The sequence below is a fragment of the Motiliproteus sp. genome, assembly GCF_965230735.1.
Taxonomy (GTDB): domain Bacteria; phylum Pseudomonadota; class Gammaproteobacteria; order Pseudomonadales; family Balneatricaceae; genus Motiliproteus.
This window is the reverse complement of record NZ_OZ246016.1, coordinates 2,518,251-2,530,745: the sequence shown is the minus strand read 5'-3', so window position 1 is coordinate 2,530,745 and position 12,495 is coordinate 2,518,251. Positions and strand designations below refer to the sequence as shown.

Genomic DNA, 12,495 nt, shown 5'->3' with positions numbered 1-12,495 from the left:
TGCCGTAGCTGCGATCGCGGCGCTAGATTAATGGCACCTAAAAGCAGCGGCGACTACCCGGCTCGTTCAGCCACAATAGCCCCGCCGTGCTGCGCTTGAGATGGATCTACCCCATGCCCGGCCCCAACAAAACCAACGACAGCCTGCTGCTGGATCCGAAGCAGCCGCATAGTCTGGCGCTGCTGCAGCTACTCGACAGCAGCTGCGAGGGTTCGCTGCTGGTCGATAAAGACTGCCGGATCCGCTGGATCAGCGATAAATATCGACAGCTACTGGGGCTGGCCGATCATTTCGACCCCTGCGGACTGGAAGCCGAAGCCCTGATCCCCAACAGCCTGATGCGCCAAGTGATCGATACCGGCCAACCCCAGCTGCTCGATCTGATGCGCTTTCGTCAACACTGGCTGGTGGTTACCCGGCTGCCATTGAAGGATCAGAACGGCAATATCAGCGGCGCGCTGGGACTGGTCTTTTTCGACAAGCTGGCCCAACTGCGCCCGGTGGTCGATAAATACAGTCGCCTGCAGCTTCCCAATGTCCAAACCGACAACGGCTGCGGCCAGACCCGCTACAGTTTTGCCGACCTGATCGGCACCAGCCCGGCGATGCTGGCACTGCGTCAGCAGGCCCTGCGGATCGCTCCGCTGGATAGCACGGTCTTGCTGCTGGGTGAAACGGGAACCGGCAAGGAGCTGGTGGCCCAAGCTATCCACCACGCCTCGGCCAGGGCCGACGCCCCCTTTGTCAGCATCAACACCGCCGCTCTGCCCGAATCCCTGATCGAGGCGGAGCTGTTTGGCGCCGAAGCCGGCGCCTATACCGGCGCCGATCCCAAAGGCCGGATCGGCAAATTTGAACAGGCCCAATCCGGGACGCTGTTTCTCGACGAGATCGGCGAGATGAGCACCATGGCCCAGAGCAAACTGCTCAGGGCGCTGCAGGAACGGCAGATCGAACGACTGGGCGGTAATCGGGTGATCGATGTTGATGTACGCGTGATCGCGGCCACCAGCCGGAACCTTGATCAACTGGTAGCCGAAGGTAAATTCCGCCCCGATCTCTACTACCGCCTGAATGTTCTCCCGCTCGAACTACCGCCCTTGCGTGAGCGTCCGGAGGATATACCGGATCTGCTGCAAACGATTGGCAACCAGCTGGCCGAGCAGCTTGGGGTTGCACCACTGCAGCAGCACAACTGGCTACACCAGGCGCTGGCTGCCTACCGTTGGCCGGGAAATATCCGCGAGCTTCGAAATGTGATTGAGCGGTTGCTGCTGTTCGCCGAGCAGGGTGAGGTGTCTCCAACCCTGCTTAGCAACTTTCTACCCGGCAGTTTACCTGACAGTCACCAGCCCCTTATGCCAGAGGGTGAAACCCACCCAGACCACAGCAGCATCCTCCCTTTGGCCCAACAAATGACGCAAGCCGAACGCGAAGCGATCCAGCGCGCGCTTCAACACTGCAACAACAACCGCTCTGAAGCCGCCCGCTGCCTCGGCATCTCAAGGGCGAGTCTCTACGAGAAGCTCCACAAGCATCAGCTGTAATCCCTTAGCCTTCGCCAGACTGTCTGATATTCCAGACAGTTACGCTTTTAAAAACTGTCTGGATAAACAGACATCAAGAAATAACTCACTTAAATAATAATCTTTATATTATTGATATTAAAGATTATATAAATATCTGGCACAGATCTGGTATTAGCTGAAGAGCAATCTACAGCCCTACAACGCCAACAAAAGGATCTGACGATGATCGCCACTTGCAAAACCAACGACAGTTTCGAAGATATCCTGACCCAAGGTAAAACCTACCGTGTCCGCGAGCTACGCAACGCCTCGCTGATGATCGTTGATGACACCGGTGATCTACGCTGGTTTGGCCTGTCACGCTTTAAACTCGGAATCGCCAAACTCGATAACCTACGCACCCCGGAAGCCTGCCAGGTCAGCGCCTGAGGCTAAGCACCAATCGACACAGCAACCTCTGGCCCAACTCGCGCAAAGGTTGCTAGTGTTGTTATCAGAATAATAACCGTCGCCAATCATCGACCGGCCGCTCGCCGGAGCGATGAGCGCCTCTACGACAGGATCTCCCCGATGCCGCTCGACCACAGCACCTCGACAGAAACACCACCCTCAAAGTTTGTCAGCGCCGAAGAAGCCGCCGCCCTGATTCCCGACAATGCCACCTTGGCGACCGCCGGTTTCGTCGGCGTCGGTTTTGCTGAGCTGCTCGCCACGGCACTGGAACAGCGTTTCATTGCTCAGGGGCACCCCAAAGACCTGACCCTGGTCTACGCTGCCGGCCAAGGAGATGGTCAACATCGAGGGCTCAGCCACCTGGCTCACGAGGGCATGGTCAAACGGGTTATCGGCGGCCACTGGGGACTCGTTCCCGGCCTGGGTAAACTGGCACTGGACAACAAGATCGAAGCCTACAACCTTCCCCAAGGGGTGATTTGCCAGCTGTTTCGCGATATTGCAGCCGGTCGTCCCGGCTGCCTGACCCACGTCGGTCTCAACACCTTTGTCGATCCTCGCCATGACGGTGGTCGCCTCAACAGCTGCACCAACGAGGAACTGGTAAAACTGACCGAGATCGACGGACGCGAATACCTGCTCTACAAAGGTTTTCCGATTACCGCGGCGCTGCTGCGCGGTACCAGCGCCGATCCCCAGGGCAATATCACCATGGAACGCGAGGCGCTGCCGCTCGAAAGCCTGGCCATCGCCCAGGCGGTCAAAAACAACGGTGGCGTGGTCATCGTTCAGGTAGAGCGTCAGCAGCAGGGAGAGCCGTTGCACCCCAGCATGGTTCGGATTCCCGGGATTCTGGTCGACAAGGTGGTGCTAGCCGATCCCGATCACCACTGGCAGACCTTCGCCGAGCCCTACAATCCCAGCTACACCGGTGAACAACGGGATAACATCGAGCTACCGACTCTGGATCTGGATCTACGCAAATTGATCGGCCGACGCGCACTGCAGGAACTCAAAGCCGGCTCGGTGATCAACCTGGGCATCGGCATGCCGGAAACCCTGGCGCCGGTGGCCGAAGAAGAGGGTCAACTGGGCAGTGTCACCATGACCATCGAACCGGGTGGTATCGGCGGCCTCCCCGCCGGCGGCTTGAGCTTCGGCGCGGTGATCAACCCGGACTCGGTTATCGACCAGCCGGCCCAGTTTGATTTCTACGACGGCGGCGGCCTGGATCAGGCCTTTCTCGGCATGGCCCAGGTCAACGCCAACGGTGACGTCAATGTCAGCCGCTTCGGTAGCCGAATCGCCGGCGCCGGCGGCTTTATCAATATCAGCCAGAACGCCCGGGAGGTCTATTTTATGGGTACCTTCTGCAGCGGCGACCCGAAATTGAGCATTGAAACCGATGGCCTGAGGGCGCCTGATACGCCCCCGACGCTGGTGAAGAAGTTTGTCGGCACTATTGATCACCTGACCTTCAATGGCCGCTATGCGGCTCAACGGGGCCAGAAGGTGCTCTATATCACCGAGCGTTGCGTGTTTCAGCTGACCGGAAACGGCATTGAATTAATCGAAATCGCGCCGGGACTGGATCTGGAGCGTGATATTTTGGCGCTGATGGAGTTCAAGCCGCTGATTGCACCCAACCTGAAACAAAGCGACAAAAAACTGTACAACCAGGCAAAAATGCTTACTGCCAAGCGTTAGACTCACGGAGTGGGTTCGATCGATCAATCGCTGCCACAGATTCGATTGCGCCCCTCGGCTTTCGCTCGATATAGCGCCTGATCGGCCAGACGGAGGCGTTCATCGAGATCACCGGCGTCGGTCGACAGTCCAATGCTGCAACTGACCGACAACGAGTGCTGTTGGTAGCTCCAGGCTTGCGCGTTAACCTGCGACTGGAAGCGCTCAAGCAACTGCATCGCTTGCGGCTGATCACACCCGAGCAACACCAGAGCGAACTCTTCGCCCCCCATGCGAGCGCATAACCAGCTGGAGAAGTGCTGTTCGAGCAGTTGGGAGAAAGCCACCAACACACCGTCTCCGGCTTCGTGACCGTAGCGGTCGTTGATCTGTTTGAAATGATCCAAATCCAGCTGCGCCACACTCACCGGCTGCTGCTGGGCATCAGCCTGCTTCAACAGCTTACTGCCCTGTTCAAAGAAGTGGCGACGGTTTGACAGACCGGTCAGGGCATCGGTCGATGCGGCCCGATTCAGCCGCTGGATCATCTCCATCAGCTCCAGGTTCTGCATGATGCGACAGTGGAACTCTTCGTGGGAAAACGGCTTTTGCAGAAAGTCGTTGGCCCCGCTCTTGATAAACTTCGCCGACAAGGCGCCATCGTCTTCAACCGATGAAACCCCGATAATCACCAACTGTTCCGGGGAGTACTGCTGACGGACCCGGGTGGTCAGTTCAAAGCCGTCCATACGCTCCATATTGAAATCGGTGATCAGCAGTTCGATATCAGGCTGTTGCTGCAGCAGCTCCAGCGCCTGGGCACCATTGGCCGCCTCCATCGGATCGATGTTGTATTGACGCAGGAGCGAGACCATCAACCCCCGACTGACCCGAGAGTCGTCGACCACCAGGGTTTTGATGCTCGGGTTATGGACCAAGCGGCGAATCAACTTGATCACATACTCGTAGGCATAACGCCCCTCTTTGTTGAGGTAGTCGACCACCCCCTTATCCAACAACGAGCGGCGCGTCTCCGGATCGACCAGGCCGGATAGCACGATCACCGGCACCCCCTTGTCCATAACGACATCAACCGCCTCACCATGGGGAGCATCGGGCAGGTTCAGATCGACAACGGCAGCTACCAGATCAGGGTCATAACCCTCCTCCAGATATTGCCGGGTTTGCTGCAGCGATGTGGTCACGACCGGGATAAACCCCAGCTTCTGACGAACCAGATAGCTGAGCACACGCCCCATCGTCACACTGTCTTCGACGATCAGTACCTTGCTAGCATTTGCCATCTCGGGACTCCTACCCATCGATAACCATGGCCCTTGGTTACCGAAGGACCACACCGCTTGATCGCTTAGTCCTGGACCTCAAGGGGCTCGGCGGCAACCAGCACGCCATTATTATCCGCATAGAGGTATTCACCGGGACGGAAAGTCACACCGCCGAAGCATAGCTCAACGTTGAGATCGCCCAGTCCACGCTTGTCGGTTTTCATCGGATGAGTCCCCAGCGCGGCTACGCCAAGATCGGTCTCGCCGATCGCATCCACGTCGCGGATACAACCGTAGATCACAATACCTTCCCAGCCGTTGTCGGCGGCTTTCTCAGCCAGCATATCGCCGAGCATCGCGCGACGCATTGAACCGCCGCCATCAACCACCAACACCTTACCCTGGCCTGGCAGGGCCACCTGTTCGCGTACCAGCGAGTTATCTTCGTAGGCTTTGATGGTGACGATCTCACCGCCGAAAACTTCACGGCCGCCGAAGTTACCGAACATCGGCTCGACCACTCGAACCAACTCAGGGTATTGATCGCAAAGATCGGGTAACAGATCCACAGTATTCTCCTTAAGATTGCTGATAGGGGTGCAGTTTCTTACCAAAAGATCGGGTCTACCTTAGACTCAAATCAAGTCGCCGTCTCTTAGTCTTTATAATTTCATGCGCTTAGCACTATTTTTACCTATGATACCGAGACGGTAGCGAAAGGTGTGCTGCATAGATGCGCTTATCCCAAATATTAGTTCTTGTTACAGCTGTTCTTTTGCTGGACCTAAGCTTGGAAAGCCTGTTCGCGACCCGGCATCTGAATGATCAGCGGGTTGAGGTGGTCGAGAAACTCAGTCTGGTCCGCGCCCGACTAGAAGGCACCCTCTACTCCAACCTGTATCTGCTCAACGGTATGTCGGCGGCCATCTCCACCAACCCGGATTTCGACCAAGCGCAGTTCGACGGCCTGGCCGAAAAGTTACTGTTAAACCCGAACGCACTGCGAAATATCGCCGCTGCACCGGACCTGGTGATTCGTTATGTTTACCCGCTGCAGGGTAACCAGGCAGCGCTGGGGCTGGATTACACCAAGGTGGCTGAACAGCGCGATGCGGCCTTGAAAGCCCGTGATTTAAATACCATGGTGATTGCCGGCCCGGTTAATCTGGTTCAGGGCGGCATCGGCCTGATCGTCCGTTTACCGGTCTTCGTACGTGACGATCAGAACCGCCCCAAGTTCTGGGGCATCGTCTCTTCGGTGATCCATACCGAGAAGCTCTATCAGCAGGCAGGGCTACTCGAACGCAAACCCGACCTTGAACTGGCTATTCGTGGCCGCGACAGTCTCGGCTCCCACGGCGATATCTTTTTCGGCGATCCGCAGATCTTCGAAACCTCCGATGTTCGTCAGCAGGTCCTACTGCCCTACGGGTCATGGCAGATGGTGGCCCAACCCCAGGGCGGTTGGGTCAACCAATCCCCGTATCGCTGGTTTATCCGTGCCGGATGCGCCCTGCTGGCGCTGATGGCCTTTGCCGCCTTACAGATACGTAATCGACAGCGCCAACGCGAACGTTTCAGCCAGGCCACCTTCTTTGCCGCCTTCGAGGATTCCCCACTGGGGATGGCGATCTCCGATCCCAAAAACGGTCAAATCAGCCATATCAACCAGTCGCTGCGCAAGATGTCAGCGCTACCGAGCGCCGAGCTGAGTGCCGACAGTCAGTATCCGCACTTACCCGCGTCGGTCGAACAGTTGCTGACCAGCGAGCAACTTCAAGATGGTCAGGAGATCACGCTGCAGAATTATCACGGCCAAGAACGCAGCTGGCGCTGCTTCCACTCCAGCCTGCAGACCCCCGACGGCCCTCGCATGCTGTCACTGTTCCAAGACGTTACCGAACACCGTCAACTGTTTGAGCAGTTGCAGCTGTCACAACTGGTTATCGACCACACCAGCGACGCGGTCATTATCACCGATGCCAACACCCGGATCATCCAGGTCAACGAGGCGTTCAGCCGGATCAGCGGTTACGGCCGTGAAGAGATGATCGGCGCAACCCCGGCCAAGTACAGCTCCGGTTACCATGACAAGGCGTTCTACCAAGCCATGTGGAAACGGATCAACCAAACCGGTGCCTGGAACGGTGAACTATGGAATCGCAAAGCCACCGGTGAAGTCTATCCGGCCTGGATCACCATCAACCGGATCGGCGATGCCAACGATCCGCATCACCGCTATATCGGGGTCTTTTCCGACATCAGCAATATCAAGCAGACCGAAAAAGAGCTGGAGCGGATGGCCTACTACGATCCGCTTACCGGACTACCCAACCGAACCCTGTTCCAGGAGCGGCTGAAGCACGAAATTCTGTCAACCCGCCGACACCAGGGTCGACTGGCGCTGCTGTTCCTCGATCTAGACCGCTTCAAACATGTCAACGACTCCTTCGGCCACAGCGTTGGTGACGAGCTGCTGAAGGTTATAGCCGCCCGTCTGTCCATTGAAGTGCGGGAGAACGATACCGTGACCCGCCTGGGCGGCGATGAATTTACCGTCATCGTGTCCGAGCTGAGCGATATTGACAGCGCCACTGCCCTGGTCGAACGGATGCTGAAACGGATTCAGGAGCCGATCGAACTGGTTGGCCAGCAACTGCATGTCGGCGCCAGTATCGGTATCGCCCTCTACCCCGACGACGGCGAAGACGCCGAAACCCTGCTGCGCCACGCCGATATGGCGATGTATCAGGCCAAAGAACAGGGCCGTAATTCATTCCATTACTTCACCCAGAAGCTGCAGGATCGCGCCTCCTCGCGTCTGATGCTGGAAAACCAGCTCCGTGAAGCGATCGAAAAGCAGCAGTTTGCGCTCTACTACCAGCCTAAACTGGAGTTGCACAGCCGTCGCGTGCTGGGAATGGAGGCGCTGATCCGCTGGCACCACCCCACCCAGGGACTCATCTCACCGGCCGATTTTATCCCGGTGGCCGAAGAGACCGGACTGATCGTCCCGCTGGGGCAATGGGTGCTGGAGGAGGCCTGCCGCCAGACTCAGCAGTGGCATCAGGAAGGCTTTACCCACCTGCGTGTTTCGGTGAACCTGTCGGCTCGGCAATTTGCCAAAGCCGATCTGGTGGAGGATGTACGCCAAACCCTGGAGCGCACCAAACTGTCTACCGATGCGCTCGAACTTGAGATCACCGAAAGCATGGTGGTCGATGCCAGCAGCAGCGCCAATGAGAAACTGGTTCAGCTCCGCCAGCTGGGTGTCGAGATCAGTATCGATGACTTCGGCACCGGCTACTCCAACCTGCAATACCTGAAACGCTTCCCGCTGACCAGCCTGAAGATCGACCGCGGCTTTGTGCGCGACCTGATGGTCGACCGAGAGGATGCCGCGATTATCAAAGCCATTATTCTGATGGCCCGAGGCCTGGGCCTGAATGTAATCGCCGAGGGGGTCGAAACCCAGGAACAACTCGACTTCCTGCTGGAGCACCGCTGCCCGATGGGACAGGGATTCCTGTTCAGCCCGCCCCTGCCGGCGGATCAGTTCATCGAGTGGATCGACAGTACCGAACTGGATTTCGATACACTTTAATCCGGAAACTGTTCGGCCGAACGATGGTCGATAGAAGAGTGCGCTATCACCGCCACAGCGCGACCGCTGACCCGACACCTCGTATGCAAGGAGCCGCAGATGTATCCAGCCTCATCCGTTTCGAAAACCCCTGCTGTATTCAGCCAGCGCCCCGACAGCAAACGAGCCTGGATGTTGCTGGCCCTGCTGTTGCTGCTCTCTCTGCCTTGGGTTTCTGCCCAGGCCGGACAGCCGTTTTTATGGCAACTGGAACATAACGGCCGTCATCATTATCTATTCGGCACCATCCATAGCGGCCACCCGGAGCTGAATCAGCTGCCCGAGTCGGTCGAGCAAGCGTTCAACCAGTCCGATCGGTTCTATGGCGAACTGGAGCTCGATCCTCAAACCCTGCAAACCACCCAGCAGCTGCTGCAGCTGCCACCCGGCCGTAAGCTCAGCAGTTCGCTGCCGCCGAAACTGCGTCAACGCAGCAATCAGGAATTGGCCAGGATCAATCCGAACCTAAACTTGGCATTGTTCGAACGGCTGAAGTTATGGGCCTTTACCGTGGCGCTGACCCTGATCGAAGACCAGCTCAACTACAGTCAACAACCCGCCATGGACCAGCGTCTCTATCAACGGGCGCGACAGAGCGGTAAAGAAACCGGGGCACTTGAAACCCCTCAGCAACAGATCGGGGTTTTCGAGCAGCTCAGTTTTGCCGAACAGATCGCGATGCTGGAAGCGACTCTGGAGTCGCTGGCGCAGCAGACACCGAACAACTCCTGGATGCAGCAGACCTACGCCGCCTACCGCAGTGGCGATCCGGATCAGTTGAATGCACTGTTCGAAACCCAGTGGCAACTGGACGATAAAATTCTGCAAAAACTGGAGCAGGGATTGATCGACGATCGCAATCGCCTGATGGCCGAACGAATCGAGGAAGAACTGCAGCAACACCCGCAACAGTCATTGTTCATTGCCGTCGGTGCCGCCCACTTTGGTAGCGACAATGGTGTACAGGCCTTATTGGCCAACAAGGGCTACCATATCAGCCGGGTTGTCGACTAAGTAGCGGCTCGAAACTCTCCAGCAGCAGGTCGGTCATCTCCGGCCAACGCTGCTGTCGATCGATGGCAAAATGGACAGTGGCGACCCCGGCGGCCCTGCCGGCTTCCAGGTCATAGAGAAAGTCCCCCACCATCACCGCCTCTGAAGGCCGGCATTGCCACCCCTCAAGCAGACGATGGATACCGTCCGGAGAAGGCTTCGGGGGTGCACAGCCACTGGCAATAATGGCTTCGGGGTCAAAGCATCGCTGCAACCCCAACCGCTGCAACACGATGTCGACGCAATCGCGTCGATTGCGGGTCAGAATAGCCAGCTTGCAACCCTGTTCAACCAGTGTCTGCACCAGTTCACGGGCGTATGGCATCGGCTCAGATCGCCGAGCCACATCCAGCTCAATACGATCCAATATTCTGTTTAATTCGGCTCGACGCGGCTCCGGCTGCAGCTCGATATGCTCCAGAATCCCAACACCGGCGGGTATTCCGAGTTCCGCCCGCATCGCGGCAAAGTCGTGCAGCGGCAGGGTCAAGGTACCGTCAAGATCGAAGATCCAATAGCGTTTCTGCAACAGCTGTTCGGGGGTCACGCTACGGAGTCCTTAGCGAGTGGGAAATGCGGTGGTTGACGAGGCAATCAGCTCTTTTCCAGGCGTTCCAGCCAATCTTCCACTTCCGGGGTCAGGTAAAGCTGTTCCAACAGCTCAGCCGCCCAAGGCACCTGATCGGCCAGCTGTCGGCACATCCACACCGAAAGGACCTGAACAGCGGGCACCTCGTGCCAGACGGTTTTAGACAGAAAATGCCAATAGTCCGGGTCGCGCCGTTTGGGGTATTCGAGTTGCTCGATACAGCGCTCACACAGGAACGCGCAGTGCTCGTAGTCCGGCTCCTGAGGGACCGGGGGGACTTCGTGAATGCTGAGTTTTACCCCGCTGGTTTCACAAAGCTCACAGCAAGAACCTGCTCGGCGGGTCAGGTCCTTACCAAAGCGGTTCAACCCCTGATGGCGAAGCTGATGTTCGTGAAGCCCTTTGGCCACATCTCTCTCCTTGGGCAGTTCCGCTGTTACAACAGATGCTTGCCGTCAAAGTGCTGAATCTCAAGCGATTCCACATCCAGTCCGTCAATACAGCCCAGATTAACCCTGCAACTTCCCGGTGCTCTCAGGGTTTCGTGAAAGGTGTAGATTCCGCAGTGTTTACAAAAATAGTGTTTCGCCACCTTGGAGCCGAACTGGTATAGCCCCAGACTGTCCGTCTCCGTTTTGATCTGGAGCTGATCACGGGTCAGCAGATAAGGCAGCATCAATGCGCCCTTACGAACACAGAGGGAACAGTTGCAACGAATTCCCCGATCAATGCGATCGCCGTTGAATTGGAACTTGACCGCACCGCAATGGCAGCTTCCCTGATAGCGCTCCATTCGCTCTCTCCGCTCGGATCACTCTAGTGACAGTTTAGATGATCAACGCAGCTGAGAAGCGGCCGACAGGTCCTGAGGGTTGGTTATCGTCATCCCCAGGTCCTTGAGGATGCCGTTTTCAATGCTGTAGATCCAGCCGTGAACGCTGAGCTCCTGACCGGATCGCCAGGCATGCTTGACGATGGTGCTGTGACAGACATTACCGACCTGCTCGATCACATTCAGTTCGCACAGCAGGTTGAGTCGTTCGCGCTCATCTTCACAGGATTCGAACTTATCGCGGTGGTAGCGGTGCACATCTTTAATATGACGAAGCCAGTTATCGATAAGGCCGTTCTCCTTGCCCTCAAGCGCGGCCTGGATCCCGCCGCAGCCATAGTGGCCGCAGACAATAATGTGCTTCACCTTCAGTACCTGCACGGCATACTGAATTACCGACAAGCAGTTCAGATCGGTATGCACCACCACATTGGCAATATTTCGGTGAACGAAGACCTCACCCGGGGCCAATTTCAGTAACTGGTTGGCCGGCACCCGGCTGTCGGAACAGCCGATCCAGAGGATCTCGGGGCTTTGTTGCTCGGAAAGGCGCTTGAAGTAATCGGGGTCTTGCTGTTTGATCGAATCGGCCCACTGGCGATTACGTTCAAACAGTTCCTTATCAATGGTCATCGGGCTCCACTGCCTGGTCGGCTCAATTTCGGCTCAATTAACGGGGCTATTGTTATATGACAGCTGTTATACGTCAGCGATGCCTCAGACGCAATCAGACCTGAGCACCAAGGCTCAGGTAATCTGGTAGCGACCCGGCTTATGATTCAGCGTGATCACCATATTCAACGCCACGGCACCCAAAATGGAAAATGCCAATAACTGCCAGCTGACGATAAAGAACGAGCACAGCAGAATCAGGCAATCAACCGCCAGCTGGAACTTCCCCGCCCGAATACCGTGTCGGGCTTGAAGGAACAGTGCCAGGATACCCAGCCCGCCCAGACTGGAGCGGTGCCGGAACAGAATCAGCATCCCCATGCCCATCAGAAAACCACCGATCACGGCAGCCACCAGCGGTTCTAGCCGGGTCACTTCGATAAACAGACCGGCATAATCCACCATCAGTGATACGGTCGCCACCGAGATGAAGGTGTTCAAACAGAACCTCCAACCCATCTGCCGAAAGGCCAGGTAATAGAAAGGTAAATTGATCAGAAAGAATATCTGACCAAAACTCAACGGGCTCAGGTGGGTCAACAGCAGCGCGATACCCGCCGTGCCGCCGGTCAGCAATCCCAGTTGGTTGAACAGAAACACACCCAGTGCGACGAAGGAGGTTCCTGAGATCAGCGCAAACAGATCCTCGAAATGACTATGTTCGGCACTCGGCTCGGCATGACGGGGTGAAGCAGCAGTTTGTGACATATCAACGGACCTCAGAATGGATCTGTCGATTATATTTAACACTC

12 protein-coding genes are annotated in these 12,495 nt (G+C 56.9%); 5 read left to right on the top strand and 7 right to left on the bottom strand.

Going from position 1 to position 12,495, the window contains the following annotated elements:
- Nucleotides 1–113 precede the first annotated feature (113 nt).
- The 3 genes from ACO05M_RS11710 to ACO05M_RS11700 all read left to right on the top strand — a co-directional run bounded on the left by ACO05M_RS11710 (nucleotide 114) and on the right by ACO05M_RS11700 (nucleotide 3,689).
- Nucleotides 114–1,547, top strand: coding sequence for a sigma-54 interaction domain-containing protein (locus ACO05M_RS11710; RefSeq protein WP_421862862.1), 1,434 nt, complete (start codon nucleotides 114–116; stop codon nucleotides 1,545–1,547).
- A 204-nt stretch (nucleotides 1,548–1,751) separates the two neighbouring features.
- Nucleotides 1,752–1,958 (top strand): hypothetical protein, encoded by a 207-nt coding sequence (locus tag ACO05M_RS11705; RefSeq protein WP_421862859.1) that lies wholly within the window; start codon nucleotides 1,752–1,754, stop codon nucleotides 1,956–1,958.
- A 141-nt stretch (nucleotides 1,959–2,099) separates the two neighbouring features.
- The gene (locus ACO05M_RS11700; RefSeq protein ID WP_421862856.1) at nucleotides 2,100–3,689 is read left to right on the top strand and encodes an acyl CoA:acetate/3-ketoacid CoA transferase; all 1,590 of its coding nucleotides are present in this window, start codon (nucleotides 2,100–2,102) and stop codon (nucleotides 3,687–3,689) included.
- Nucleotides 3,690–3,712: 23 nt separating this feature from the next.
- On the opposite strand, the gene ACO05M_RS11695 is transcribed toward ACO05M_RS11700, so the two are convergent.
- Together ACO05M_RS11695 and rraA are read right to left on the bottom strand one after the other, a co-directional pair.
- Nucleotides 3,713–4,972 carry a diguanylate cyclase gene (locus ACO05M_RS11695; RefSeq protein ID WP_421862853.1) on the bottom strand — a complete coding sequence of 420 codons (1,260 nt, stop codon included), beginning with the start codon at nucleotides 4,970–4,972 and terminating at the stop codon, nucleotides 3,713–3,715.
- Nucleotides 4,973–5,037: 65 nt separating this feature from the next.
- Complete coding sequence (gene rraA / locus ACO05M_RS11690) at nucleotides 5,038–5,523, bottom strand: ribonuclease E activity regulator RraA (RefSeq protein ID WP_421862850.1); 486 nt, start codon at nucleotides 5,521–5,523, stop codon at nucleotides 5,038–5,040.
- Between the two features lie 221 nt (nucleotides 5,524–5,744).
- Between rraA and ACO05M_RS11685 the strand changes: the two genes are divergently transcribed.
- Both ACO05M_RS11685 and ACO05M_RS11680 read left to right on the top strand, forming a co-directional pair.
- Entirely contained in the window at nucleotides 5,745–8,558 is a 2,814-nt protein-coding gene (locus tag ACO05M_RS11685) for a bifunctional diguanylate cyclase/phosphodiesterase (protein ID WP_421862848.1), read from the top strand.
- A 99-nt stretch (nucleotides 8,559–8,657) separates the two neighbouring features.
- On the top strand, nucleotides 8,658–9,611 hold the full coding sequence (locus tag ACO05M_RS11680) for a TraB/GumN family protein (RefSeq protein WP_421862845.1): 954 nt from the start codon (nucleotides 8,658–8,660) through the stop codon (nucleotides 9,609–9,611).
- Here ACO05M_RS11680 and ACO05M_RS11675 read toward each other — a convergent pair.
- The 5 genes from ACO05M_RS11675 to ACO05M_RS11655 all read right to left on the bottom strand — a co-directional run bounded on the left by ACO05M_RS11675 (nucleotide 9,592) and on the right by ACO05M_RS11655 (nucleotide 12,451).
- The gene (locus ACO05M_RS11675) at nucleotides 9,592–10,197 is read right to left on the bottom strand and encodes an HAD family hydrolase (RefSeq protein WP_421862843.1); all 606 of its coding nucleotides are present in this window, start codon (nucleotides 10,195–10,197) and stop codon (nucleotides 9,592–9,594) included. The two genes, ACO05M_RS11680 and ACO05M_RS11675, sit on opposite strands and share 20 nt — an antisense overlap.
- A gap of 47 nt (nucleotides 10,198–10,244) precedes the next feature.
- On the bottom strand, nucleotides 10,245–10,649 hold the full coding sequence (locus tag ACO05M_RS11670; RefSeq protein ID WP_421862840.1) for a phnA protein: 405 nt from the start codon (nucleotides 10,647–10,649) through the stop codon (nucleotides 10,245–10,247).
- 26 nt (nucleotides 10,650–10,675) lie between these two features.
- On the bottom strand, nucleotides 10,676–11,032 hold the full coding sequence (locus ACO05M_RS11665; RefSeq protein WP_421862839.1) for a GFA family protein: 357 nt from the start codon (nucleotides 11,030–11,032) through the stop codon (nucleotides 10,676–10,678).
- Between the two features lie 42 nt (nucleotides 11,033–11,074).
- Nucleotides 11,075–11,704 carry a carbonate dehydratase gene (gene can, locus ACO05M_RS11660; RefSeq protein WP_421862836.1) on the bottom strand — a complete coding sequence of 210 codons (630 nt, stop codon included), beginning with the start codon at nucleotides 11,702–11,704 and terminating at the stop codon, nucleotides 11,075–11,077.
- A gap of 114 nt (nucleotides 11,705–11,818) precedes the next feature.
- Complete coding sequence (locus tag ACO05M_RS11655) at nucleotides 11,819–12,451, bottom strand: YitT family protein (protein ID WP_421862833.1); 633 nt, start codon at nucleotides 12,449–12,451, stop codon at nucleotides 11,819–11,821.
- Nucleotides 12,452–12,495: the final 44 nt, after the last annotated feature.